A 25827-nucleotide genomic window follows, 5' to 3' on the forward strand; every position below is an offset into this window, starting at 1 on the left:
GCAGCCATGACCTTCACCTTCGCTTCCACCGACATCGCCGCCCGGCGCGCCGAGATCGTCGACGCCATCTCGGGCAAGCTCATCGTCTCCGTGCAGGCCCCCACCGGCCACGCCCTGCGCGACACTCACAGCCTCACCCACATCGCCCGCGCCGTCGTCGACGGCGGTTCGCCGGCCGTGCGCTGCGGCGGCTACGGCGGACTGGAGGATATCGAGTCCATCGCCACCGCCGTCGACGTCCCCGTGTTCGGCCTCACCAAGGAGGGCACCGAGGGCGTGTACATCACCCCGTCGGTGGCCTCCGTGCGCGCCGTCGCCCGTGCTGGTGCCGCGGTGGTGTGCGCGGACTGCACCTTCCGCGAGAACCACGATGGCTCCTCGGTGGCGGACCTGGTAGCGGCGGCCCACGAGGAGGGCGTTCTGCTCATGGCCGACTGCGCCACCCCGGAAGAGGCAGCCGCGGCCTACGAGGCCGGCGCTGACATCGTCTCCACTACGCTGGCCGGCTACACCGAGCACCGCGAGGCCACGAAGGGCCCCGATCTGGAGTGCGTGAGCAAGGCTCGCGAGCTCATGGGTCCCGACGCCGTGCTCATCGGTGAAGGTCGCTACCACAACCCCGATCACGTCGCTGCCGGCTTCGAAGCTGGTGCGTCGGCTGTCATCGTCGGTACGGCGATCACCGACCCGGCGTGGATCACCCGCGCCTTTACGGCCGCGACTCCGGCGGCGCTGAACTAAACTCCCCGGACAAGCGAGGGAGGGGGTAGCACTACCCCCTCCCTTTTTCGATTTCTACTTCTAAAGTCTGGCTAACATCGGACGTCTGACGTATGATCGCAGAGAAAGCTTAGTCATCCATCCGAGGGGAATCGTCATGACGAACCACGAATTCGGCGCGCTGAACTGGCTAGTTCTCGGCGTGTACCTGCTACTCATGCTCGGCGTGGGCATCTACTTCGCCCGCCGCGCCGGCGACAGCAACGAAGAATACTTCAAGGCCGGCGGTCGCATCCCGGCCTGGGCAGCCGGCTTCTCCATCTATGCCACCACGCTGTCGGCCATCACCTTTATGTCCACTCCTGAGAAGGCCTTCCTCACCGACTGGGCCTACTCCGCCGGCAACCTCGCCATCTTCGTCATGGTGCCGCTGCTCGTCGGCTACTACGTCCCCTTCTTCCGCAAGCTCGACGTCACCACCGCCTACGAGTACCTTGAGGAGCGCTTCGGCGTCAGCCTGCGCATTATCGGCTCGCTGCTCTTCGTGCTCTACCACCTGGGTCGCATCGCCATCGTCATCTACCTGCCGACGCTCGCCATCACCTCGGTCGCGGACATCAACCCGATCATCATCGCCACCATCGTTGGCGTGCTGTGCATCATCTACACCTTCCTCGGCGGCATGGAGGGCGTCATCTGGTCCGACGTCATCCAGGGCATCCTCCTGCTCGGCGGCGCAGCCACCATCGTGGTCGCCGCCATGGCGCTCACCCCGGGCGGCTTCGGCCCCGCGCTCGCCGACGCCGCATCGCAGGGCAAGTTCTACTCCGGCGAGAACTTCTCGGCCTCCAACCTGGCCAACACCATCCCGATCATCTTCCTCGGCTCGTGCATGAACAACCTGCACCAGTACACCGCCTCCCAGGACGTGGTGCAGCGCTACCAGACCACCCCGAACATTGAGGCCACCCGCAAGTCCCTCTACGTCAACGGCCTGCTCGCCCTCATCACCATCCCGCTCTTCTACGGCATGGGCACCGCGCTGTTCAACTACTACGAGGCCAACGGCGGCCTGCCGGAGGGCGTCAACACCTCTGCCATCGTCCCCTTCTTCATCATCACCGTGCTGCCCGCCGGCCTGGCCGGACTGCTCATCGGCGCCATCTTCGCCGCCGCTCAGTCCACCATCTCCTCCTCGCTCAACTCCATCTCCGCGTGCGTGGTCGTTGACCTGCGTAACCGCTTCGGCAAGGGCGAGGCCTCGGTGACCTTCTCCCGCCTCGTCATCATCGCCGCTGGCGTGTTCTCCATGGTCGCCGCCGTCTACCTCATCGCCACCGACAAGTCCGACCTGTGGGACCTCTTCCTCGCCCTCACTGGCCTCTTCGGCGTCCCACTGGCAGCCGTCTTCGCCCTGGGTATCTTCCACCAGAGCACGAACCAGCAGGGTGTGCTCATCGGCCTCGTCGGCGGCGCCATCGCCGCGTACCTCGCCAAGCAGCTGGAGATCGGCCCGTTCGTTATCTCCATCATGGCGTTTATCGCCACCTGGGCCGTGGGCTGGGCCGCGAGCATCCCCTTCAAGAACCTGCCCAGCAACCGCCACGACATCCGCGCCCTCACGGTGAAGGGTCTCAAGGAGACTTACACCCGCCGCGGCTAAAGCCCGACGTCGCCTAGCAGAGGTAATACTCCTGCTCGTCGCCGAGGATCACGAGGATCCGCGACGGGCCCTGGGCTCGGGCCCATTCACCGCCCGGAACGCAGCCAGAGTCAACATCCTCTCGCCCCTTTATCCGCGCGCCATGCGACTGGTCGTGTAGGAAGTGGGACCACGTCCTTCCTGCTGAGGAACCGTGTTCCCACTGCCCGCCCTCCGCCGGAGCTTCGGAGAAAGATCCGCCCTGCGGATTATAGGTAGTAGCGACAATTCCTCCGCCTGCGAGGAGGAAGACTACTGCCCCGGCCGCAAGCCATTTGTTTTTTGAGATTCTTCATTTATTCATCAACTCCTCAATCCGGTCACACTGATTCATGGCCCACGGGTCATGGCTCACCACCAGCACCGCAGATCCGCCGCGCGCGAGGGCATGAAGATGCTCAAAAACCACGGCCGAGTTGTTTCGGTCCAGCGAAGCCGTCGGTTCGTCCGCCAGGACGATCCCGGGTTGGCGGGCCAGCAGCCTGGCGATGGCCACCCGCTGGCGCTCGCCCCCAGACAGCTGGACAACAGTGTCTGTGATGAGTTCTCCAACGCCGACGGCGTCGAGCACCTCTCGAACCCTGCCGTGTCGGCCCTTCGTGCCTTTTGGTAGCGCTAGGGCGACGTTATTAAACACGCTCTCGTTATCGATGAGCGCGAAATCTTGGAACAAGTACCCGATCTGCTTACGCCGCAGCTTGAGACGCTTGCCCTCTGGCAGGTCCGTCACATCCTCGCCGAGCAGGGTGAGCCTGCCGGCGTCGAGGCGTTCCAGCAAACCCACGCAGTTAAGAAGGGTGGATTTTCCGCACCCGGAAGGCCCCGTCAGAGCGACTACTTCCCCGGGCTCGACGGTCAGGTCCACCCCCTGCCACAGGTTGCGTCGGCGCTTCTTTTCTCCGACGAATTTTCCGGCACCTACTAGCTTGATTCCACCTGTCATTACTTGCCCGCCTTAATCAGCTGAGTGCGGTTGAACCGCTGGAGCACCAGATACATCATCGGTGCTGAGAACAACACCAACACGCCAAGCGTGGTCCACCATGCCGCGGGCGGAACGCTCATCATGGCGATCATCGCCGGGTCGCCCGATCCTTCGTGGGCGCCTCCCGCCAACCATTCCCGGGCAGTTGCGCCGCGTTGCCACAGAAACCAACAACACCATGTGAGGACCACCGCTTCTGCTGCCGCAAGGATCCCCAACACCCGATAGGGGCGTAACCCCAGCACGAAGCTGGCCCGGAACCGCTGGTGAAAGACCTTCGACGCCGCCAGCCATACTGCTATCGAGCCGGCCAGTACCAGGAGCAGGGACAACACTGTGCCGCCGCCGTAGACCCACAGGGACGTCTTCATCGAGCGGTGGTTGGAAGCCCACACCTCAGCAATCGGTTGGGCATCGTGTAGCAAGTTCTCAAGAGTGGGACCACGTCTCAGTGCCTCGTATTGCTCCCAGCCGCGAATCATGACGTCTCCTTGGGTTGCAAGGGCAAAAAGGTTACGCTCACTGAGCGCAATGTTGTCATCTGGAAATACAATAACCACCGGATTGGCGACCGAGGATCGGTTCATCCATTCACTGTCGCCACCTTCCCAGGTGAAGGCCGTGGAATCCTTTTCCGCATAGACAGCCGTTGACCACGCATCTGCATCGATGAAGGTAGTAACATTGTCCGAAAGGTGAGGATGGCCCTTGAGGGATTCCGGCACCAAAAGCAACGGACGGCGAAGCACACCATAACTGTCGAAAGCAGTCGCTATGTCCCCGTGCAGCGACGTTCGTGCGGCCTGCTCATTAAAGATCATCATGTCCCGACCCAGGGAGGCGTTGCGGTTTAACCCGGCGTCCACATAACGCGCAAGTAGGACGTCACCACGTGCTGAGGCTTCGCGGAGCAGGGGCGCCAGTTCTGCTCCCGCTTGCTGGAGATCCTCCACCCTTGGCGCACCGTTGAAATCAATGAGATAGACGTCATCAATCTCGCTCCACAGAGCTTCCTCGGACGCCTGGCGAGAGTATTCCTGGCTATAGCCCCAAAGCCCGATCATCAGGGTTGCGAGAGAGATAGCCGCAGCGCATTTAATTGCGTAGACACTGAGAAGCGCCGGGAGCGCCGGGAGCTTTCCACCAATACCGTTAATGACCGATACCTGGCGCATTAGTGCTGTGGCGATCACAACCGTACCCACCGTGACAAGTAATGAAGCACTAAGGAGGAGCACCTGTGTTGTCGCCCATTGCCAAGCCGAAGGCAGTGAGTAGCGAACGGCGGCTCCGACGGTAAGCAGCGCTACCACCGCGATGGCGATAGCGAGCCACCACGATGCCATCGACGCCACATGGTGGATTACCGCCTCGTGAAGACGGTAACCGTGCAGGCGACGAACGGCGTCAGATCGCACACTAAGTAAAACCGCCAGGAAAGACATGACGAAGTAGAGAATGAAACACAACAGCACCACGTCACCGAAAGCCGTTCCCGCAAAGAGGAAGATGAGGCGCTCATCGTTCATCTCCTCAAAGAAAACGCCGTGCTTTCGTAGGACCTCGTGGATCGCCTCCTTCACTCGCGCACCACCCTGGACTTCCAGGATCTGCCGATAATCTCCATGAGGAAGATCACGCAAGCCCTTGATTACCGTTTCCGGACTTCCAGGAAGGCCCTGGTAACCGCGTTCTTGCCAGCGTTCGAGCTGGTCACCGGCGTAGTACACCGTGCGCCCTTCGGGTTGGGGATTTCCGCCATCACCGCGCCGCCCTCACGCTCTACGGCTTGCGAGAGGTCTGTTAGCACCTGCTCGGCGGGTGCCGTCTCGGAGAGAGTCGTGACGCGAATTGCCGCCGAAACGCCTGGCATCATCACCTGCTCAAAGAGCACGCTCGCCCACAGTGCCAGGATGGCACTGAAGACCACCATAAACACGGCCACGGTGCGCATCATGAGCGCACCGTGGCCGTTACCGGCTTTGAAAGCCATGAGCCTCAAGCCCTACTAGCAGAACCGGTAGTAAGCGCCATCGACAGTTTTTCCATTTTTCCTCCCGATCGTGGCGTTGTTGCCGCTTAGAACCCTAAGTGGGTCGCTGGCACTGCACAAGGAGCTTGTGAAAAACTTCACTCGCAAACTATTTTGTGAGCGAGTGCTAACCAAACACAAGGGCGCTGGCGATCGCCGCCCGGCCTTCCTTGCGTCCGGTAAAGCCGAGGTGATCCGTTGTGGTCGCACTGATCGAGACCGAGCAGCCCAACACCTCAGAGAGGACCCGTTGCGCTTCCTCCCGCCGAGGCCCCATCTTGGGACTCTGGCCTATCAGCTGAGCGGTGACATTACCCAAGGTGAAACCGTGGGATTCGAGCAGCTCCCGGCACTCCCGCAGGAGTCGCTCACCAGAGACCCCGTCGTATTCCGGGCGCCCCACGCCGACGAAGGAGCCCAGGTCTCCGAGATTCGCGGCAGCGAGCAGCGCGTCGACGATGGCGTGGCTGACCACGTCGCCGTCGGAATGGCCTTCGCAGCCGTCGACTCCGGGAAAGAGCAATCCGGCAATCCAGCAGGGCTTTCCGGCCTGGATCTGGTGGGCGTCGAAGCCACTTCCGATACGCGGCATCATGACTGCTTCTCCGTTCGTGAGTCCGCCAGCACTGCTTGAGCGAGCGTGAGATCGAGCGGGGTGGTGATCTTAAACGCCAGCACGTCCCCGTCGACGCACGAGACTCGCTCGCCGAACCACTCCATAAGCGACGCGTCGTCCGTGGCCACGAATCCTGGGTCCGCGTCCGCGAAGTACGCCTCGTTCGCTGCCCTCAGCCGGGCGAGGTCGAAGCCCTGCGGCGTCTGCGCAGCGCGCAGGCCGGAACGATCGGGAGTGGCGTTCACGGCCCCGGCCTCGACGGCCTTGATGGTGTCCGCGACCGCGACGACGGGGATCGCCGCCGGGGCGCCGCCGGCCACCTCTGCCACCACCCTTCGCACCACCTCGGGAGGCACGAGGGCGCGGGCGGCGTCGTGCACCAGGACTATGGCATCGGCCGCGGCGATGCTCTCCAGGCCGGCCAGGACCGAATCGGCTCGCTCGTGTCTGCCGTGGACGATGCGCACCGGCGCGTCGGCAAAGAGCTCCTGAGCCGTCGCCTCCATATCGGGGTGTACTAAGACGATGATCTCGTCGACGACCTCGGAGGCGAGCAGCGCCCGAACACTGCGCTGCACCAACGTGAGGCCATCGAGTTCAACGAAGGCTTTGGGAAGCGGGGCGCCGAGGCGCCGGCCCTGGCCAGCGGCGGCAACTAACGCGATCACCGGGCGGTCGGCGGCCATGGCGGCTAGTCCTCGTCGTCGAAGCTCAGGTCGTCGAGGTCCACATCCTCACCCTCGGCGATCTCCTTCGATACCGGGGCCACGAGGCCGGCAGCGCGATGCCGCTCGATCGTCTGATCGATGCGGGTGAACATCTCCTTAACCTTGTCCTCGTCAACCGGCTGCGCCAGCGCCAGCTCGCCGACGAGGATGCTACGGGCCTTGCCGAGCATCCGCTTTTCACCGGCGGACAGTCCCTTGTTTTGGTCGCGGCGCCACAGGTCACGCACGACCTCGGCCACCTTATTGATGTCGCCAGAGGCCAACCGCTCCTGGTTAGCTTTGTAGCGGCGGGACCAGTTACCGGCCTCCTCCACGTCGGTCTCGCGCAGCGCAGAGAAGACCCGCTGCAGGCCTTCGACACCGACGACGTCACGCACGCCGACGAGCTCAGCGTTCTTCACCGGCACTCGGACCTGCAGGTCCGAGTGGAGGATCTTCAGGACGAGGAAGTCCAGCGTCTCGCCACCCATCTCGCGTTGCTCGATGTCGGTGATCCGTGCCGCGCCGTGATGCGGGTACACCACAACTTCGTCGACCTTGAACTCCATACCCACTCCTTTAAGGACAGACTTAGGGTCTTCGATTCTACCATTTTCAACTCCCGACGGTTTTGCAGAGCTGTGACAACGGATTATCCGCCGAAAGTTGTCCCCCACTCACCCCCACCAGCAGTCGCTTGAGAAGCGGAAACTGTGTTGACAGTGTGCGAAAACGCTAGGGTTACAAGGTGAAAATCACTTGAGATTCATGACAGCGTTGGAGGACCAAAACGTGAAGTCCCTGAAGTCTGCAGCCCGCTGCGCGAGCCTCGCCTCGGCTGCCGCCCTGACCGCCCTGGCGCTGGCCTCCTGCTCCGCTGGCCAGATTTCCCAGACCGCCAACCAGGTCGCCCCGGTGGACGGCATGACCGCCGGTGACCGCGTCGAAGGCGTCAGCGTGTATGACGTCACCGTTTTCGTTGACGAGGAAACCAACGAGGCTTCCCTGAAGTTCGTCGCCACCAACCAGGACACCACTGGCACTGCCCACACGATCGAATCCATCACGGTCGACGGCGTGAAGGTTGACCTGGCGGACAACGTCGCCATCGAAGAGGGTTGCACCCTGCTCGGTGACACTGCCCGCCACCTGGATCTCATCAAGCAGGCCGACGAGACCTCCGCCTGCATCAATTACACCGCCACCGAGGTGGACAACCAGGGCTGGGCCTACGCCAGCGACGTCCCGGTCACCTTCACTTTCGACAAGCACGAGCCCATCGAGCTGGTGACCACCGTGTCCGCCCCGACCCCGGAGGCCGGCACCTTCGAGCGCGACTACGGCCACTCCGAGCACGCCGGCCACGCTCACTAGGGGTTACCCCGCCGCGTCGGCTAATCCACCGCCGCGCTGGATGACGCCTAGGATGGCAGGCCTATGGCTAAGAAAGCGCGCAGCGTCCACACCTGTTCCGAGTGTGGCTATTCCTCCCCGAAGTGGCTGGGGCGCTGCCCCGAGTGCGGCAGCTGGGGGACCCTGACGGAATCCGGGCCCAGCCCGGCGGCGGCCACCACGCCGTCCGGTCGCCCGCTGGGGTTGACCCCCTCCTCCCCCGCCCGCCCCATCACCGCCATCAGCGCCGCCACGTCGAAGGCCATTCCTTCCGGCATCGGGGAGCTGGATCGCGTCCTCGGCGGCGGTGTGATCCCCGGCTCGGTGGTCCTCATGGCCGGCGAACCGGGCGTCGGCAAGTCCACCCTCCTGCTGGAGGTGGCCTCTCGCTGGGCGGAGCAACCCGGCGCCGACGCCCGCCCGCGCACCGCCTTGTACGTCACCGCGGAGGAGTCCGCCGGGCAGGTGCGAGGGCGCGCCGAGCGCACCGGCGCGCTCCACGACACGCTCTACCTGGCAGCCGAATCGGACCTCGACGTCGTCTTCGGGCACGTCGAACAGCTCAAACCCTCTCTAGTCATCGTGGACTCGGTGCAGACCATGCGCGCCTCCGGGGTGGAGGGAGTTCCCGGCGGCGTGTCCCAATCTCGGGCGACGACCGCTGCGCTCACCACCCTCGCCAAACGCACGGGCATTCCGGTCCTCCTGGTCGGGCATGTCACAAAAGACGGCACCGTGGCCGGCCCCAGGGTCCTGGAACACCTGGTGGATGTGGTCCTCAATTTCGAAGGCGACAAGCAATCGAGCCTGCGGATGCTGCGCGGCATCAAGAACAGATTCGGCGCCACCGACGAGGTGGGCTGCTTCGAGCAAACCGCCCACGGCATCAAGGAGGTGGCGGACCCGTCCGGGCTCTTCCTCTCCCACCGAGGCACCACCCCCGACGGCTCCGCCGTCACCGTCGCCATGGACGGGGTGCGCCCCATCCTGGCGGAGGTCCAGGCGCTCACTGTCGACCCGGTGGCCAAGAATCCCCGGCGCGTGGTCACCGGGCTCGACGCCCAGCGGGTGCCCATGGTGCTCGCCGTTTTGCAGGCACGGGCCGGGCAACGCACCAATGATAAGGACGCCTACGTCGCCACCGTCGGGGGGATGCGCGTGCTAGAGACGGCAACGGACCTGGCCGTCGCCCTGGCTACCTTCTCCAGCCTGCATGAAAAACCGCTACCGGCGAAGACGGTGGTCATTGGCGAGGTGGGCCTAGCCGGGGAATTGCGGCGGGTGCCCAGCCTGGAGCGACGCCTGTCTGAGGCCGCCCGGTTGGGTTATGAACAGGCCATAGTCCCGGCGGGGCTCAACCCGAGTGTTCCTGGGATGACGGTCCACCCGGCGGCCACCCTGGCCGAGGCCATCGCGATCGTCTCTCGCTAGCGAAGGTTGAAGGTGTAGCCCGGCGACGGGTTATCGCCAATCACGGCGTGCAGGAAGTAGCCGCCCGGCTCCACCTCGGGCCGGGCGGTGCACTTCCCCGGCGCCGATCCGGTGCGCGACCACACCGCCTGGAAGGTGCGCGTGCCTCCGGCGGGGAAGGTTTGCTCGCCGGTCTCCACCGGATCGGAGCAGTCGACGTCCGACCACACGCGGGCGTTGGTGGCCAGGCTGTAGACCTCGAAGCGGAGCGCGTCTTTATCGAGGTCGATGGCGCAGTCCCGGTCCGTTGGATTCTCTACCGTCATGTACAGCACGGGCTGCACTCCCGCGGGGTAGGTGGGCTGATCGCTGGCCGCGGTAATACGCAGGTCCTTCAACTCGCAGGCCCGGTCGAGCTTCGTGGGCTGCTTTTGCTCCGAAGGCTCCGCACTATCCGCGTCCTTTTGGTCCTTCTTCTCCTCGCCGTACGGGGCGTCGGACGGGGCGGGGTCCGTGGACGAAGGTGGCCCGGCGGGCGTGGTGGTGCCCGTGGACGCGGCCTGCGGGTCCACTTCCGGGTTACCGCGGCGGGCCAGTGCGCTCAGTCCCCACACCAGCAGTGCGACGACCAACAGCACGCCGATGAGTGCGGCGATGCGCCGTCGCTGGTAGTACTTCTCGGGCAAACGCCCGCCCGGCCGCGGATCTGAGTTCGTCACGCCTTTAGCTTAAAACGTGTCGCTGGCTGGCCCGATGACATTCACCTAGGGCGTGTCCGACATCCCCCAGGAGTGGACGGTTTCGACCAGGCCGTCGCTGAGGCGGTATCGGCCGGCGAGGATCCCTACTTCCCCGTGTTCGACCTTGGCCCGCAGCTTCGGCATCCGCTCGATGAGCTGCTTGGCCACCTCGACGGCGTGGTAGCGCTCGAAGTCCGTCGGCTCGCTGTGGCCTTCGCCGCGGGCCTTGAGGATAGACGGGGCCACCTTCTCCACGAGGATGCGGCGGTGATCGCCGGGGATGTGCCCCTCCCCCTCGATGGCCTTGCTCGCCGCGCTGACCGCGCCGCAGCCCTCATGGCCCAAGACGATGACCAGCGGCACGTGGAGGGAGTTGACCGCGTAGGACACCGACCCCATCACCTCCTCGCCGAGGATCTCGCCGGCGGTACGCACGGTGAAGACATCACCGAGGCCCGCATCGAAGATGATCTCTACGGGTACTCGCGAGTCTGAGCAGGCCAGAACCACCGCGATGGGGTTCTGCCCGGAGCGCAGGGTGTGCCTGCGTACCCAGTCAAGGTTGGGATGGTGAAGGTCCTCTGCGGCGAATCGGACGTTTCCGTCGTGCAGTATTCGCCACGCTTCGGCTGGTGAGGGGTCGTGGGTTTCGGCGCTCATAGTTGCTCAGTTTAGACTGGTTTGCCTTATGGTTCTCCCCGTAGATGAGCTGCTGAGCTGGTTCGACGCCGCCGAACGTGACCTTCCCTGGCGTCGGCCGGACACCACGGCGTGGGGCGTGCTGCTCAGCGAGGTCATGAGTCAACAGACCCCGGTGGCCCGGGTGGCACCCATCTGGCAGGAGTGGATCGCACGCTGGCCCACCCCGGCGGCCTTCGCCGCGGCCGGCGCCGACGAGGTCCTGCGCGCCTGGGGGCGCTTGGGCTACCCCCGACGGGCCTTGCGACTGCTGGACTGCGCCCGGGTCCTGGTCGCGGAGCACGACGGGGAGGTACCGGGCAACGTCGACGCCCTCCTAGCCCTTCCCGGGGTGGGAGACTACACCGCCCGGGCGGTCGCGGCGTTTCACTTTGAATTGAACGTGCCGGTGGTAGACACCAACGTGCGCCGGGTATACCACCGGTGGGCGCGCGGAACGTTCCTGCAGCCCCCGGCGCGGAAGCGGGACTTCGGCGACGTCGCTGAGCTGCTTCCCGCCGACGCTCGCGGCCCGCGCGTATCTGCCGCGCTCATGGAGCTCGGCGCCATGGTGTGCACCGCGTCATCCCCGACGTGCTACAGCTGCCCCCTGCGCGGCAGCTGTTCATGGATCGCCGCCGGGTGCCCTGAGCCGAGTGCTGACGAGCGCGCGGCGGCGAAGAAGCGTGTGCAGAAATTCGCCGGCACGGACCGTCAGGTGCGGGGATTGATTATGGCGGTGCTGCGCGAGGCGGGCGACGGAGTCGACAAGGCGGCGATTGACGTCGTGTGGCCGGACGCCGCTCAACGCAGCCGCGCCCTCTATTCCTTGGTGCAGGACGGGCTGGCTGAGCAAGACGACGCGGGCCGGTTCCGGCTGCCGCGTTAACGTCGTCGCGGCCGCGTGGGGTGCTTACTTGCGCCAGCGTCCCCGGAAGTTGAGCCCTCCGGGGAGGTTCACCCACAGCCCGCCGCGGGAGTTAATGGTGATGGGGCCGATCTTCTTCGAGGCGGACACCCCCGAGCCGGAGAGGTTGAGCCAGCTATCCTTGCCGAGCTTCTGGCGCTTGCGGAAATACAGTCCCATGGCGTCCCCCTTGGGGTTCGAGTCGATAGTTTCCCGCTTATCTTATCGCCTTGCGCACGCACCGACTCCACGCCGCATGCGCCTTGTGGAGTGCGGAGCACTTCGACACAGTAGAATATTTCCACATGCAAAAGAAACAATTTATGCAGTGTGGTGCGGCGGCGACACTGTCCTTCCTGCTGCCCTCCCTGGTTTCCCCTGCGTCGGTGGTGGCCGCGGATCTCTCCTCCTTCGTTCACGAGACGACGACGGGACTGTCCGACTCCTACGATCCCCACGATCCCTTTTACATCCCACCGGCAGTCATCCCCTCCCAGCCCGGAACGCTGATCCGTTCCGAGAGTGCTGCACACCCATTGAACGTAGGCGTCGACGCCCTTCCCGGAAACGCACACCGAATGCTCTACTCTTCCTTGGATGTCAACGGGCGGCCGGTCGCGGTCTCCGGGTACGTCATTGAGCCCCTCGTCCCGTGGCTCGGTAGCGGCCCCACCCCCACCGTCGTCTTCGCTCCCGGCACTCGGGGCGCCGGGGACGCCTGCGCGCCGTCGCGCGCCCTCGGTTTCGTCGCCGCCACTCATTCCCACACAGACAACGTCAATATCAACTACGAGCTCTTAAGCCAGTACCAGGCGCTGGCGGCCGGCATGCGCGTGGTGTCCACGGACTATATCGGTCTGGGCACCCCCGGGCCCCACACCTACGTCCTTCACACGGAGGAAGGCCGGGCGGTGCTCGACGCCGCCCGCGCCGGCCTTCACCTCGCCGGGCAACCAGCCGATTCGCCCGTCGCCTTCTGGGGCTACTCGCAGGGCGGCGGAGCGGCCGCCGCAGCTGCCGAGCTGGCCGCGTCCTACGCTCCCGAACTCACCGTCGCCGCGACATACGCCGGCGCCCCGCCGGCGGACCTCATTGACGTCATGGAGGCCGTCGATGGCTCCTCCATCGTCGGGGTCCTCGGTTACGCCATCGCCGGCATCAGCGACCGCGACCCGGAGCTCGCCGCCGAGATGGATCTCATCCTCAACGACACCGGTAAAGCCTTCGTCGCCGACAGCGCCGACGACTGCGTCCTCGACTCCATCGCCTCCTACGCGGGCCTGTCCACCACCACCCTCACCACCGACGGCCGGACCCTCGCCGACATCGCCCGCACACACCCCGCGCTGCGCGAATTCTTCGACTCACAACACCTCGGGAACACTCCGGTGACCGGCCCCATCCTCATCACCACGGAAGCCAACGACGACATCATCCCGTCGGCCCAAGTTGAGCAATTCGCGGCCGACCAGTGCGCGTTGGGAGCCAGCGTTACTTTCCTCGACCACAGCACGCCGCCACTGACCGACGACGTCCCGTTGGCAGCCAATCACGCCATGGGAATGTTCAGCGACCTTCCCTACGGGCTCGCTTACCTCGCCGACGCTTTCAACGACACCCCGGCTACCCCCAATTGCGGGAGCTGGTAAAAGGGGACTCAAGATGCGCGGACGTATCACGTAGTTCTATTTTATTCCTTATGTCTTTTTCACATCGTCGGCTGGCAGCTCTGTGCGCAGCCGCAACGCTCAGCGGTGCCGGCCTGATGCCGCTGTCCGCACAGGCCACCACCCTCAGCAACGCCGACACCTCTAGCTTGGCCGATACCTCCAGCACGGCCGGCATCCGTCAGGAACTGTCCAGCTACGCCCACCTCCCCACCACCACGTCCGTGGGTAGCTCCGACCCCAATGACCCGTTCTACCTTCCCCCGGAGACCATCCCCACCGCCCCCGGGTCCGTCATCCGCACCCAGAGCATCAGCACAGATCTAGGCCTCGGTTCGTCTCACCTGGCGAACTCGGTGACGAAGATGCTCTACACCTCCACCGACGTCAACGGCCGCGCCATGGCCGTCTCCGGGTTCGTCGTGGAACCGGCCAACCCGTGGCAGGGCGAGGGCCCGACGCCCACCGTCGTCATTGCTCCCGGCACCTTCGGCGCCGGCGATACCTGCGCCACCTCTAAGATGCCGGCCCTGCTCGGCATCTTCACCATCGACGAGGGCAACCCCAACTTCGTGCCCAACTACCTCATGCCCTTCCAGCTGGCGATGCTCGACGCCGGCATGCGCGTGGTGGTCACTGACTACGCCGGCCTGGGCACGCCCGGCGCCCACACCTACGCCATGCACACCGAGGAAGGCCGGGCGGTGCTCGACGCCGCCCGTGCCGGCCTGAGCATGGCCGGGCAGCCCGCGGACTCACCCGTCGCGTTCTGGGGCTTCTCCCAGGGCGGCGGGGCCAGCGCGGCGGCCGCCGAAATGGTGGCCGACTACGCACCCGAGCTCAACGTCAAGGGCACCTTCGCCGCCGCCCCGCCGTCGGACCTTCTCCAGGTGATCGACGTGGTGGACGGCAGCGCGCTGTCCGGTGTCAGCATGTACTCCATCCTCGGATTCTCCGACCGGTTCCCCAGGTTCAAGGAAAAGATCGATTCCTACCTCAACGACCTGGGCAAGGCCTACCTGGCGCGGGAGGCGGAGAACTGCTCCCTGGACACCATGGCCGTCTCCGGGTTCATCCGCTCCGAAGAGCTGACGACCACCGGGGAGAGCCTGGCCGAGATTGCGGCGCGGGACAAGGAACTCGCGGCTTTCTTCGAGCAGGAGAGCCTCGGTAAGTCCGCGGCCCACGGCCCGGTGTTGCTGGCCACCATCGCCAGTGATGACATCATCCCGGCCGAGCAGGTGTACGCCTACGGCCGCCAGCTGTGCTCCCTCGGCTCCGAGGTGGAGATGGCGGAAGCGCCGCTTCCTTCGCTGACCAGCTCGGTGCCGATGGGCGCCGACCACCTCGTCGGCGGGAACATTCAGTCCGTCTACTCCATCACGTGGCTGCGCGACCGCTTCAACGGCGTGCCCGTCACGAACACCTGCGGGCAGTTCTAATTCCCCTCTAACTCCTGGTGCGCGAGCTTGCTGCGCACCAGCCGACCGCGCACCAGCCGCCCGCGCAACAGCCGGCCGGCGAGCTCGACGGGTTGCTAGCTCGACGGGTTGCTAGCTCGGCATCGGCTCGGCGCCGCCAGCCGGAGCCGGGGGTTCGTCGTTGCCGTCCGCCGGCTCCGCGGCGTCGACGCGGTTAGGCTGCTCGACGCCATCGACCTCACGCACCTGCGCGTCGAGTTCCTGCGCGTCGTCGGCAGTGAAGGTGCCAGGCTCCAGCGGCTTGACCCGGGCGGCGAAGGTGAAGGTGGCCTTGTCCGTGTCCTTGGACTCGCCATCCCAACCGTCAACGTCAACGGTGACCACTTCGCCGGGGCCGAATTCGCCATAGAGGATCTTCTCGCTCATGACGTCCTCGATCTCGCGCTGGATGGTGCGACGCAGCGGGCGCGCGCCGAGCACCGGGTCGAAACCACGCTGGGCCAGCAAGTTCTTGGCCTTGTCCGTCAGTTCGATGGCCATGTCCTGCTCAGCGAGGGCCTTCGCGGTGCGGGCCACCAGCAGCTCCACCATCTGAACGATTTCCTCGCGAGTCAGCTGCGCAAAGACGACGATCTCATCGATGCGGTTGAGGAACTCGGGCCGGAAGTGCTTCTTGAGCTCGTCGTGGACCTTGTTCTGCATCCGCTGGTACTTCGCCTTCTCATCGTCCACGGACGAGCCGGTGAATCCCAGGCCCACGGCCTTCGAGATGTCCTGGGTGCCCAGGTTGGACGTGAAGATGAGCACGGTGTTCTTGAAGTCGACCACGCGGCCCTGGCCGTCGGTGAGGCGTCCTTCTTCCAGCACCTGCAGCAAGGTGTTGTAGATCTCCTTGTGGGCCTTCTCGATCTCGTCGAAGAGCACGACGGAGAAGGGCTTACGGCGGACCTTCTCGGTGAGCTGGCCGCCTTCCTCGTAGCCGACGTATCCGGGAGGGGCGCCGAAGAGACGCGAGGCGGTGAAACGGTCGTGGAACTCGCCCATGTCGATCTGGATGAGCGAGTCCTCGTCGCCGAAGAGGAACTCCGCCAGGGCCTTGGACAGTTCGGTCTTGCCGACGCCGGAGGGGCCGGCGAAGATGAACGAACCCGAGGGTCGCTTGGGGTCCTTCAGGCCAGCGCGGGTGCGCCGGATCGCCCGGGAGACAGCCTTGACCGCATCTTCCTGGCCGATGATGCGCTTGTGCAGCTCCTCCTCCATGTGCAGCAGGCGGGAGGACTCCTTCTCGGTGAGCTTGAAGACCGGGATGCCCGTCCAATGGGCCAACACCTCGGCGATCTTCTCCTCGTCGACCTCGGCGATGTCCTCCAGTTCGCCGGAGCGCCACTGCTTTTCCTTCTCCGCCCGCTCCTCGTTGAGGGTGCGCTCCTGGTCCCGGAGGCCGGCGGCCTTTTCAAAGTCCTGGGCGTCGATGGCCGCTTCCTTTTCCCGACGGACTTCGGCGATGCGGTCGTCGACCTCGCGGATGAAGTCCGGCGCCGTCATGCGCTTGATGCGCATGCGCGCGCCTGCCTCGTCCAGCAGGTCCACGGCCTTGTCCGGCAGGAAGCGGTCATTGATGTAGCGCGACGACAGGTTCGCGGCAGCCGCCAAGGCCGAGTCAGTGTAGGAGACCCGGTGATGTGCCTCGTAGCGGTCGCGCAGGCCCTTCAGGATGGTAATGGTGTCCTCGACGCTGGGCTCGTCGACCTGCACCGGCTGGAAGCGGCGCTCCAGGGCGGCGTCCTTCTCGATGTGCTTGCGGTACTCATCGAGCGTCGTCGCGCCGATGGTCTGTAGCTCACCACGGGCCAGCTTGGGCTTGAGCAGGCTGGCGGCGTCGATAGCGCCCTCGGCGGCACCGGCGCCCACGAGGGTATGAATCTCGTCGATAAACAGGATGATGTCACCGCGCTGGTTAATCTCCTTGAGCACCTTTTTCAGCCGTTCCTCAAAGTCACCGCGGTAACGCGAGCCCGCCACCAGGGAGCCGAGGTCCAGCGAGTACAGCTGCTTGTCTTTGAGCGTCTCCGGCACCTTACCGTTGACGATGTCGAGAGCAAGGCCCTCGACGACGGCGGTCTTGCCCACACCCGGCTCGCCGATGAGCACCGGGTTATTCTTGGTGCGGCGAGACAGCACCTGCATAATCCGCTCGATTTCCTTATGACGGCCGACCACCGGGTCGAGCTTGCCCTCCCGGGCGGCCTGCGTAAGGTTGCGGCCGAACTGGTCCAAGACCAGGGAGTTGGAGCGCTCACCGGAGCCGCCGCGGCCACCGCGACCGCTGTCGACGCCCGCGCCGGCCATGCCCTTGTTCTGCTGGCCGCCGCGCTGGGCCTCGGGGTTCTGATCCGCGTTGCCCTCGTAGCCGGAGAGCAGCTGAATAACCTGCTGACGGACTCGCGGCAGGTCGGCGCCCAACTTAATGAGGACCTGGGCGGCTACTCCCTCACCTTCCCGGATGAGGCCGAGGAGCAGGAACTCCGTGCCGATGTACTTGTGCCCCATCTGCAGGCCCTCGCGCAGCGCCAGCTCCAGCACCTTCTTGGCCCGCGGAGTAAAGGGAATGTGCCCGGAGTGGGGCTGGTTGCCGCGCCCGATGATGTCCTCCACCTCGGATCGGACGTCGTCAAGGTTAATGCCCATGGACTCCAAGGCCTTAGCTGCCACGCCCTCACCCTCGTGGATGAGGCCGAGCAGGATGTGCTCGGTACCGATGTAGTTGTGGTTGAGCATGCGCGCTTCCTCCTGGGCGAGGACAATGACGCGACGTGCGCGATCTGTAAACCGCTCGAACAAGGCGTACTCCCTAGATGATTGCAGTCAAGCTTTGTTTTCTACGTTCCACCTACTCTAACGCCTGGAGGCCACAACTTATTTGCACCCACTGCCTTCGGGTGCCAGAATTTGAACAACCCTGCAGGTCAAGGAACTGTACGCTGGCAGCGAACACCCCTAGGCGACGCCGACGGCCCGACGCGCTGCCGACATAGGCGGCGAGGGCTTCAGCTTCACAGCCCCGCAGCGCCGCGCCGCCGCATGGTCCTAGGCTAAAAACTCCAGCAGCAGCTGATTGACCCGCTGCGGATGCTCCATGTTGAGCAAGTGCGCGGCCGGAGAGATGACCTCGGAGCGGACGTTTCCGCCGACGTGCGCGGCAATCCTCGCCAGCACATCCGGAGACGTTCCCGCGTCCTCGTCCCCGGCGATGGTGAGCACGTCGCACGTGACTTGGCCTAGCTGGTCGGTGAAGTTCCACTCCCCGAGCGCCTCGCAGCAGGCGGCGTAGCCCTCGTCGGGCGTTTCGGCGACCATTACTCGGATGCCATTCATGAAAGCCGGGTGAGTGGCTCCGAAGCCGGCGGAGAACCAGCGCTTGGCGGTGGCCTCCGCGAGACTCCCGGTACCTTTTGCCCGCACGTCGGCGGCCTTCTTCAGCCAGCTATCGGGACCACCGAAATTGTCAGAGGTGCTGATGAACACGGCCTTTTCTACCCTCGCGGAGGTAGCCGCGAGGTACTGTGCGACGGTACCGCCCAGGGACAGGCCGACGACGGCGAAGCTATCGATACCGTTGGCGCTCGCCGTCTCCAGCACGTCGTCGGCAAAGGCCGCGATCGACGGGGAGGTATCGGAAGGCAGCGGCGACACCCCGTAGCCCTGGCCGCCGTGACCCCAGTGGTCGACAGCGAGGACGTGGAAACGCTCGCTCAGGGCATCCAGTTGCGGCGTCCACATACTGACGTTCGCGCCCAAAGAGCCGATGAGAACGACGCTTCGTGTGCTGGCATCCTGGATGCGAGCCGGGCAGTACAGAGAGTTCAAAACGGTCATGACGATGCTCCCTTTCTAGGGCGCGCCACGCTCTACCGTGACGCGGGGATGACAGTTAGCCAGCAGGGCTGATGGGCCAGGGCCGCCTTCGGCGGGCGAGAAACCGCCGGGGCAGTGGCGGACCCGAGAGCCTGCGGCGATGCCCACCCTACGCCGAAAATTTGGCATGACCCACGAACCCGCGCCGTGTGTAGCTATCAGCGAGGGCGGCGGTTTTCACAGGCGGGGTTAGTGGCGGGGGTGGAGCGAGGGACCACCAAGCAGAAAGGTCACAAATGGATATTGTTTACCTATCGGATCCCGTCATACGCTCGGCCCTGTGAGCTCCACTCCCTCCGAGAGGAACCCGTCATGCGCACACCTTCGCTAGTCCGAGCCTCGTCATCGCCCTTTCATCCACCGCAGTCGCCGCCGCAATTGTCGAAAACGCCGGTGGCGGCGCCTGGGACCATGGCGTCAACGCCGTCCAGGTCTGGTCCAACTACAGCCACGACCGCGTAGACCACGGCTCAACCGCAGTGGGGTTGAGGACGGTTCGCAGCGGTTGCGTCAAACCCGGATCAACTTCCTACGCCAGAGCGCCCCGCAACGTCCGCAACAACCAGTCCTTCTATCGCCACTGCTAACCGTCTGGGTCGTCCCTATCCTATCCGGCAGCGTCAGACTGCGAAAGGTATTTCCATGAAATTACACCGGCCGCTCCTGACGCTTGCCGCTACCATAATCTTCACCATTGCACCTATCACCGCATTCTTTTTTGCATTATTAGCAGAAGAAAATTATGGTCAGGTCGGCGGTTTCTCCTTCGTCGTCATCGCCGGAGAGTCTCGAACTTCAGACACGCATTTCCTCAAGCAGCTAGATGATTACGCAGACAGCACTGGAGGCTCTATCACCGTCGAGAGACTAGCTATCGACACCCCCAGGCATGAACGCCACTTCTTCTCAACTTCCGTCGAGCAGGTCTGGACAACTAAATCCTTCGAACGAGGGAAGGTCCTGACCTTTCACCCACTGCTAGACATTCCAGACGGCGAGATCCGGTTCGTCTACAACGTTGATCCAGGGCGAAGCATATCCAACAGCGAATCGCGACAAACACTCACGGAGATTGCAACTCGTCACGGGCACACCATAGAACCAATGACGGACCAACTACTCCCCATTCTGCTAATTGGTCCGGTCGCCCCAACGTTTACCCTCATCATTCTCGCGGCCTTCTTCTTAAGCCTCATCCACACCGTTACCCAAACAAATACTGTGGGAGTGAGCAGGCTTTTCGGACACACTTTTCTCAAATACGCGATAGGAGACCTCAGCCAGCGCCCCGTGCAACTAGCGTGCGCCGCATTGATCCCCACTGTAATCGCCCTCGCAGCACTATACTCTTACAACCAATTGGCAAACTGCCGATTCTTCTTCATAACCTACGCCACGGTCATGTTTTCCGGAATTTGCGCTACCACACTCGGATACCTTCTGGGATATCAAATAGCTCGCACCCCGGGCATCGTCGGCGCTGTCCGAGGCAAGGCGCCAACAAGGCTTCTCGTGGATAGTGTCGCAGCTCTCCGAGTACTCAGCTTTGGTTTATTGATCCTCACTGTTCCGATGTTTGTTTCCAATACCACTGCCGCCCTGGCCATCCGAGAAGACATGCCCCGATGGCTGGCCCACAGTGATCCAATATACGCCTCGGTGGGCAACGGCCGCGATATTGACGCTCTTGCACCTGGGCTGAGCGAGGCGGACCTCCGCGGGGATTTAATCCTATCCAGCGTCGGTATCAATTCGGATCCAGACATCCCGGCCACCATGGAAGTCAACAGGGAATGGCTCATCAATGAAGGTCCACCCGAGTTAATTAAGAGCAATGCCAACTCTTCGACCGTCCTGCTAGCCATGCCAGAAGGGGCCACAGAAAAAACCCGAGAACGCGTCAAACAAGAACACGTCTACCTACGTAAACAAGCAGATAAGGAAGGCGTATCGGATTTAAAAATAGAACTAGTCAAGTACTCCAACCCCTACCAGGCTTTCAGTTATTTTACCGATATTCCCGTCATGATCGACTCTCCGATCATCATAGTCCACCCGATCGGCCTACCACTCCATAGCGATTATGATCTTTCATCGTTCGTGTCGGGCCATCAAATCCTTTTCAAAGATAAGACGGCCTTCCAACGCTTCCTTTCCGCTAATCCCCCGGCGGAAGAGACGGTGTTGGAAACCGGCAGAATCTCCGATCTCTGGCTTGCGCAATCAAAGGTATACACCACACAGGCTATGTTGTTTACTTTTATCTTTATTGTCACCATTGGATTGTGGCTTATTCTAGCCGTAGCGCTCTCGCTGTCCTACTACCAAGTTCATCGCCGTCGGCTCGAGGTGGGACACCTCTTAGGCGTCAACCCTTGGCGATTGCGGCTTGGGCTAGTGGCTATGGAGGCTACATTCGTTATCTTGTCCAGCATCTGGATTATAAAGGCGGTAGACAATAGAATTGCCCTGAAATCATTTAATTCTCCTACCCTACTTAGCTACCCAGGCTTAGCGAACGGATTTCACGCTACGATAATTACTATTTTGACGCTCACTACCATTTCAGCCTGCATCCCTATAGTATACCACTTAGTCTGGAGCAAAGGTCAGCGAAGTTAGAAATGATAAAAATCGAAGATGCCACCAGGAAATACGGGGATCGGACCCTGTGGGAGGACGTCTCCACCCACTTTAGATCCGGCCGGGTTACTGCCCTGACCGGAGCCTCCGGTTCCGGAAAATCCACTCTGCTTAATTGCATAGGGGGACTCGAATCTCTCACTTCGGGTGCCATCACCGTCGACGGTTTCTCGGTGAGCGATGCTAGCCGCCGTCGGCTAAGGCTGTACCGCCGGGACACCCTCGGGTTTCTTTTCCAGGACTACGCTCTAGTGCCCGACCGTCGCGTTGAATACAACCTGCGGCTTGCCGTCCCGAAGGCGACCCGGGACCAGCTAGAAGAAGCACTCGAGCACGTCGGCCTGCCAGGTTATTCGCGAAGGTTCGTGTATGAGCTCTCCGGTGGCGAGCAGCAGCGCGTCGCCTTGGCCCGCCTTGTCCTGAAAAAACCCACGGTCATCCTCGCCGATGAGCCCACCGGCGCCTTGGACGAAGACAATTCCATCATGGTTATTCAATCCTTGAGAGACTTGGCTGACCACGGTTCCACGGTCGTTGTTGCAACCCACTCTCCCGAGGTCACCGCCGCGGCGGACGATCGTCTCCACCTCGAAGACGGCACGTGGAGCATCACCCGTGGCCAGTAAGGAAAACCACACTAAGCAAGTGTCGGTAGTCGTTGCGGCAGCCACCGAGAAGGCCCGAAACCTGATTGTTGACGCCTTGGGTCACTCAAAGACCTCAGTAGTGATTTCTCAGGCCTCCTCACCCACGCAGGCCATGGCCGCATGTCAGCGGGAAGTGCAGCCCATCCTGGTGACGGACGCCGAGTTCATTTTCGCAGCCCTCGAAGCCTTCCCCGACAAGCCTTCCGAGCTTGCACTATGCGTTGTCGTGGTGCGCGAACAAGTAAATGACTGCCACACTGCAGCGCTGGGCGTACGAGCCGGGATTGACGGCGTGGTGTCCTGGGAAGACTTAGACCATCTCCCCCACGCCCTTCGATGCGCCCACAACGGCGGCATGTACATCTCCCCCGACGTAGCCCGCCGCATCACCGGGGAGCTGCTCAGGCTCCCGGCAGCTCCCGTGAGGCTCGATACCACCGGGCTCAGCCCGTCGGTCCAGCGCGTCCTCAGGCTCGTGTTAAAAGGTCTTAGCAACCGGGAAATCGCTAACGAGCTGAGCTTGAGTGAGGCATCCGCTAGGAAGTACACCTCGCATGTGCTGCACCACTACGACTGCTCCTCCAGGGGAGAGCTCATCGCCCGCTGGTTCTCCTCCTAGACCCGCCGAGAATCAGGCTTCTGGCTTCACCATCGGAAACAGCACGGTCTCCCGGATACCCAGCCCGGTGAGAGCCATGAGCAACCGGTCGATGCCCATGCCGCAACCCGCTGTCGGTGGCATGCCCTGCTCCATGGCGGTGAGGAAGTCCTCGTCGAGGACCATGGCCTCGTCGTCGCCGCCAGCGGCTAGCCGTGCTTGGTCCTCGAAGCGCTCGCGCTGGATGACCGGGTCCACCAGCTCCGAGTAGCCCGTGGCGAGCTCGAACCCGCGGACGTAAAGGTCCCACTTCTCGGTCACGCCGGGTTGGTCGCGATGCTGCCGAGTTAGCGGCGAGGTCTCCACGGGGAAGTTCTTGACAAAGATCGGGCCGTAGAGCTGGTCCTCGCACAGCAGTTCCCAGATCTCCTCCACGAGCTTGCCGTGGCCCCAACCGCCCTTAGTCGGGACGTCGAGGCCGATGGCGTCGGCAATAGCCTTGAGCTCTTCGACGGTGGAATCGACCGTAACCTCGGGCTGGCCGGGGAACTTCCGAGCCAGGGCCTCGTTGAGGGACGGGTACATCTCGATGACCTGCCATTGCCCGCCGAGGTCGTACTCGGTGCCGTCGGCCAGCGTGACCGTCGTCGAGCCGAACACGGCCTGCGCGACGGACTGGACCAGCTCTTGGATCGTGCGGGCGCCGTCCTCGTACGTGCCCCAGGCCTGGTAGGTCTCCAGCATGGAGAACTCCGGGGAATGGGTCGAGTCCACGCCTTCGTTGCGGAAGTTGCGGTTGACCTCAAAGACACGCTCCAGCCCGCCGACGACGGCCCGCTTGAGGTACAGCTCGGGCGCGATGCGCAGGTAGAGGTCAATATCCAACGCGTTGGAGTGGGTAACAAACGGTCGGGCTGCGGCCCCACCGTGCAGGGTCTGGAGCATCGGGGTCTCGATTTCCACAAAACCCTCGCCGTGCAGGTAATCACGCAGCGCCCGCATCACCTTGATCCGCGTCATGGCGTTGGTGCGGGCCGCCTCGCGCATGATGAGGTCGGTGTAGCGGTGACGCACGCGCTGGTCCTCACTCATGTCCGCGAAGGCAACGGGCAGCGGCCGCAGCGCCTTGGACACCATGTGCCAGCTGCGCGCCTGAACCGACAGCTCACCGCGGCGGGACGCGATGATGCGTCCGCGCACGGAGACGATGTCGCCGAGGTCGGTGTCTGCCTTCCAACCGGCGAGGGCATCTGCGCCCACTTCGGCCAGGGAAAGCATGACCTGCAACTGGGTACCGTCGCCCTCCTGCAGGGTGGCGAAGCACAGCTTTCCGGTGTTGCGCTGGAACATGATTCGCCCGGCGACGGCCACCTCGACCTCGGTTTCCTCGCCGGGGGCCAGGTAGGTCACGCCCTCTGCACGGGAAGCGGCGGCCTCCTCGGAGCCGTCGGCAACTACCACGTAGCCGGCGCGCAGAGCCTTGAGGCTCGTCGTGCGGTCAACGACCACCGGGTACGGGTCGTGGCCCTCGGCGAGCAGCTTTTCACGCTTATCGCGGCGGATCCTGCCCTGCTCGGAGACCTGGGGGCCTTGGCTGTTCTGCACTGAAATATTCTGCTGGCTCACGCCTGACTAGGTTAGTGCATTAGTCCCACGGGATGAGGATCCCGGCCGGCGGCGTAGCTTTCGGGTCCTCCGGAGTGGAGGTCCCCGTGGAGATCGGCAGGTCCCAGGACGCGATCTCCTCATGGAAGAGCGTCACCAGGATGATGAGGCCGATGATGATGGTGGCGGCCCCACAGGCGATGAGGGTGGCACGCCCGTCGACGATAGTGGTCGACAGCGGCGGCGGATGCGCCACGTAGGAATACCCATAGCGGCCGCCGGGCAACCGATAGATGTGTACGTCGGTGACATTGTCCTTGGGAATGGGCAATTCGTCGCGCGTGGGTAACCTGTCGTGCTTCGGAGGCGGTGGAAATTCCGTCTCGTCAATGATAAAGCGATTCGGGACGAAGTCATCGTCATTGTCATAGTCATTCATCTGTTTAGCCTCCTCCCTGGTGTTTTCTCGGGCCGCGCGGCACTCCTTTGGCCGGCGGCGGTCGCTGAGTTCAATTCAGCATAGCCTAGCTGCGGAAGTCTGAGCATCAGCTGGACTAATCGGGTGTGCCGCATATGAAGTGTTCACGACCGGGCCTAAGTGGCGTCGTCGCCAAGGTTGTGGAAACCGATACCGAGGGGAACGCCCACATTATCGATGAGCCGGACCCCACCCACGGTGGCCGCCACCACAAGCCGTGCGTCGCCCACCTCAGGGGCCGGGCCGAAGCCCAGTCCCCGCAGCTCAAGGTAATCCGGGGTGATCCCGCCCGCAGCCAGCACCTCCGACGCCGTCTTGAGCACCGCCGCGGGCCCGTGTTCTGCGGCGAAGGCCCCGGCCGTCAACGCCGCGGATATCACGGTGGCATCGGTTCGCGCGCTCGGGTCCACGTCCGCGTTGCGCAGGGAGATCGCCACCCCGTCGGGCATCCGCACGGTCGGCACCCCGTGCACTTCCACCCCCATGTGCAAATCGGCGATGGCTCGCCTCAGCGCCGCCGCCACCTCAAAATCTTTCTCGCCCACGATGACGTCGCTAGGCCTGAGCACCCCCATGAGTGCGAGGCCCCGGGTGACTTCGGCCTCAACGACGCCGGCCGGCTCCAGACCGCCCTCCCAACGCACGCTGAGCGTCGGGGCGCCGGAAGGCCACAAGTCCTCATCGCGCACCGGCCAGACGACGTCGACGTGCTCGTCGGCCAGCGCCGCCGGGATGTCGTCGCCTTGCCAAGCCACCACGACCACCGCGCGAGGCAGCATCCGGGCCGCCCGGATCAAGGCGATGTGACCGGCATGCAGCCCCCTGCCCAAGGGCACGAGCACCACCGGACGGCCGGTCTTGCGCATGGCCGACCCCAGCATCCTCATCCGTGCCAGGTCGTCGATTACCGTCGCGGCGCCAAACTCGAAACTCATGGTCAACCATTGTGCCCGATGCAGGCATG

At 63.7% G+C, this 25827-nt stretch carries 26 protein-coding genes; 11 read left to right on the forward strand and 15 right to left on the reverse strand.

All coding sequences use genetic code 11. The features are described 5' to 3' along the window. Window positions 1-6: 6 nt before the first annotated feature. Window positions 7-741, forward strand: coding sequence for a putative N-acetylmannosamine-6-phosphate 2-epimerase (locus CUTER_RS09225; protein WP_047260171.1), 735 nt, complete (start codon window positions 7-9; stop codon window positions 739-741). A 136-nt stretch (window positions 742-877) separates the two neighbouring features. Continuing rightward, a complete protein-coding gene (locus tag CUTER_RS09230) occupies window positions 878-2383 on the forward strand; it encodes a sodium:solute symporter (RefSeq protein WP_047260172.1) in 1506 nt (501 codons plus the stop codon). Window positions 2384-2396: 13 nt separating this feature from the next. On the opposite strand, the gene CUTER_RS12080 is transcribed toward CUTER_RS09230, so the two are convergent. From CUTER_RS12080 to CUTER_RS09260, 7 genes are all read right to left on the reverse strand, one after another. Beyond that, the gene (locus CUTER_RS12080; protein WP_082121429.1) at window positions 2397-2711 is read right to left on the reverse strand and encodes a lactococcin 972 family bacteriocin; all 315 of its coding nucleotides are present in this window, start codon (window positions 2709-2711) and stop codon (window positions 2397-2399) included. Between the two features lie 3 nt (window positions 2712-2714). Next, window positions 2715-3365: an ABC transporter ATP-binding protein gene (locus tag CUTER_RS09235; RefSeq protein WP_047260173.1), complete on the reverse strand. Its 651-nt coding sequence runs from the start codon at window positions 3363-3365 to the stop codon at window positions 2715-2717. Next, on the reverse strand, window positions 3365-5137 hold the full coding sequence (locus CUTER_RS09240; protein ID WP_158408129.1) for a hypothetical protein: 1773 nt from the start codon (window positions 5135-5137) through the stop codon (window positions 3365-3367). The genes CUTER_RS09235 and CUTER_RS09240 overlap by 1 nt, the downstream gene beginning before the upstream one ends. Then, a complete protein-coding gene (locus CUTER_RS09245; protein ID WP_047260175.1) occupies window positions 5059-5400 on the reverse strand; it encodes a hypothetical protein in 342 nt (113 codons plus the stop codon). Before CUTER_RS09245 ends, CUTER_RS09240 begins: the two co-directional genes overlap by 79 nt. 166 nt (window positions 5401-5566) lie before the next feature. Continuing rightward, window positions 5567-6034 carry a 2-C-methyl-D-erythritol 2,4-cyclodiphosphate synthase gene (ispF, locus tag CUTER_RS09250; RefSeq protein ID WP_047260176.1) on the reverse strand — a complete coding sequence of 156 codons (468 nt, stop codon included), beginning with the start codon at window positions 6032-6034 and terminating at the stop codon, window positions 5567-5569. Beyond that, on the reverse strand, window positions 6031-6741 hold the full coding sequence (ispD, locus tag CUTER_RS09255; RefSeq protein WP_047260177.1) for a 2-C-methyl-D-erythritol 4-phosphate cytidylyltransferase: 711 nt from the start codon (window positions 6739-6741) through the stop codon (window positions 6031-6033). The genes ispF and ispD overlap by 4 nt, the downstream gene beginning before the upstream one ends. Before the next feature lie 5 nt (window positions 6742-6746). Further along, window positions 6747-7331 (reverse strand): CarD family transcriptional regulator, encoded by a 585-nt coding sequence (locus tag CUTER_RS09260; protein ID WP_047260178.1) that lies wholly within the window; start codon window positions 7329-7331, stop codon window positions 6747-6749. A 208-nt stretch (window positions 7332-7539) separates the two neighbouring features. Between CUTER_RS09260 and CUTER_RS09265 the strand changes: the two genes are divergently transcribed. Then, a complete protein-coding gene (locus tag CUTER_RS09265) occupies window positions 7540-8136 on the forward strand; it encodes a hypothetical protein (protein ID WP_047260747.1) in 597 nt (198 codons plus the stop codon). Between the two features lie 63 nt (window positions 8137-8199). Continuing rightward, window positions 8200-9585: a DNA repair protein RadA gene (radA, locus tag CUTER_RS09270; RefSeq protein ID WP_047260179.1), complete on the forward strand. Its 1386-nt coding sequence runs from the start codon at window positions 8200-8202 to the stop codon at window positions 9583-9585. On the opposite strand, the gene CUTER_RS09275 is transcribed toward radA, so the two are convergent. Then, on the reverse strand, window positions 9582-10283 hold the full coding sequence (locus CUTER_RS09275) for a hypothetical protein (RefSeq protein ID WP_047260180.1): 702 nt from the start codon (window positions 10281-10283) through the stop codon (window positions 9582-9584). The two genes, radA and CUTER_RS09275, sit on opposite strands and share 4 nt — an antisense overlap. A gap of 45 nt (window positions 10284-10328) precedes the next feature. Continuing rightward, entirely contained in the window at window positions 10329-10964 is a 636-nt protein-coding gene (locus CUTER_RS09280; RefSeq protein ID WP_047260181.1) for a carbonic anhydrase, read from the reverse strand. 28 nt (window positions 10965-10992) lie between these two features. Between CUTER_RS09280 and CUTER_RS09285 the strand changes: the two genes are divergently transcribed. Continuing rightward, the gene (locus CUTER_RS09285; RefSeq protein ID WP_047260182.1) at window positions 10993-11871 is read left to right on the forward strand and encodes an HhH-GPD family protein; all 879 of its coding nucleotides are present in this window, start codon (window positions 10993-10995) and stop codon (window positions 11869-11871) included. A 24-nt stretch (window positions 11872-11895) separates the two neighbouring features. Here CUTER_RS09285 and CUTER_RS11420 read toward each other — a convergent pair whose 3' ends face one another. Beyond that, window positions 11896-12069 (reverse strand): DUF4236 domain-containing protein, encoded by a 174-nt coding sequence (locus CUTER_RS11420; protein ID WP_082121348.1) that lies wholly within the window; start codon window positions 12067-12069, stop codon window positions 11896-11898. A gap of 125 nt (window positions 12070-12194) precedes the next feature. On the opposite strand from CUTER_RS11420, the gene CUTER_RS09290 reads away from it, so the two are divergent. Both CUTER_RS09290 and CUTER_RS09295 read left to right on the forward strand, forming a co-directional pair. Beyond that, window positions 12195-13538: a lipase family protein gene (locus CUTER_RS09290; RefSeq protein ID WP_047260183.1), complete on the forward strand. Its 1344-nt coding sequence runs from the start codon at window positions 12195-12197 to the stop codon at window positions 13536-13538. 50 nt (window positions 13539-13588) lie between these two features. After that, a complete protein-coding gene (locus CUTER_RS09295; RefSeq protein WP_047260184.1) occupies window positions 13589-14998 on the forward strand; it encodes a lipase family protein in 1410 nt (469 codons plus the stop codon). Window positions 14999-15109: 111 nt separating this feature from the next. Here CUTER_RS09295 and CUTER_RS09300 read toward each other — a convergent pair whose 3' ends face one another. Together CUTER_RS09300 and CUTER_RS09305 are read right to left on the reverse strand one after the other, a co-directional pair. Beyond that, window positions 15110-17818: an ATP-dependent Clp protease ATP-binding subunit gene (locus CUTER_RS09300; RefSeq protein WP_047260185.1), complete on the reverse strand. Its 2709-nt coding sequence runs from the start codon at window positions 17816-17818 to the stop codon at window positions 15110-15112. 246 nt (window positions 17819-18064) lie between these two features. Further along, window positions 18065-18853: an alpha/beta fold hydrolase gene (locus tag CUTER_RS09305; protein WP_047260186.1), complete on the reverse strand. Its 789-nt coding sequence runs from the start codon at window positions 18851-18853 to the stop codon at window positions 18065-18067. A gap of 383 nt (window positions 18854-19236) precedes the next feature. On the opposite strand from CUTER_RS09305, the gene CUTER_RS12085 reads away from it, so the two are divergent. From CUTER_RS12085 to CUTER_RS11130, 4 genes are read left to right on the forward strand one after another with little or no spacing between them, the layout of a single operon-like run. Then, window positions 19237-19479 carry a lactococcin 972 family bacteriocin gene (locus tag CUTER_RS12085; protein ID WP_082121350.1) on the forward strand — a complete coding sequence of 81 codons (243 nt, stop codon included), beginning with the start codon at window positions 19237-19239 and terminating at the stop codon, window positions 19477-19479. 55 nt (window positions 19480-19534) lie between these two features. Beyond that, entirely contained in the window at window positions 19535-21514 is a 1980-nt protein-coding gene (locus tag CUTER_RS09310; protein ID WP_047260187.1) for a hypothetical protein, read from the forward strand. 2 nt (window positions 21515-21516) lie between these two features. Next, the gene (locus CUTER_RS09315; RefSeq protein WP_047260188.1) at window positions 21517-22161 is read left to right on the forward strand and encodes an ATP-binding cassette domain-containing protein; all 645 of its coding nucleotides are present in this window, start codon (window positions 21517-21519) and stop codon (window positions 22159-22161) included. 19 nt (window positions 22162-22180) lie between these two features. Then, window positions 22181-22801 (forward strand): helix-turn-helix transcriptional regulator, encoded by a 621-nt coding sequence (locus CUTER_RS11130; RefSeq protein ID WP_052844105.1) that lies wholly within the window; start codon window positions 22181-22183, stop codon window positions 22799-22801. Between the two features lie 12 nt (window positions 22802-22813). On the opposite strand, the gene lysS is transcribed toward CUTER_RS11130, so the two are convergent. The 3 genes from lysS to CUTER_RS09335 form a co-directional block, all read right to left on the reverse strand. Further along, entirely contained in the window at window positions 22814-24406 is a 1593-nt protein-coding gene (lysS, locus tag CUTER_RS09325; RefSeq protein WP_407919165.1) for a lysine--tRNA ligase, read from the reverse strand. Between the two features lie 19 nt (window positions 24407-24425). Further along, entirely contained in the window at window positions 24426-24824 is a 399-nt protein-coding gene (locus tag CUTER_RS09330; protein ID WP_047260190.1) for a hypothetical protein, read from the reverse strand. A 155-nt stretch (window positions 24825-24979) separates the two neighbouring features. After that, complete coding sequence (locus tag CUTER_RS09335) at window positions 24980-25798, reverse strand: pantoate--beta-alanine ligase (protein WP_047260191.1); 819 nt, start codon at window positions 25796-25798, stop codon at window positions 24980-24982. Window positions 25799-25827 lie beyond the last annotated feature (29 nt).

It is taken from the genome of Corynebacterium uterequi (assembly GCF_001021065.1).
GTDB lineage: Bacteria > Actinomycetota > Actinomycetes > Mycobacteriales > Mycobacteriaceae > Corynebacterium > Corynebacterium uterequi.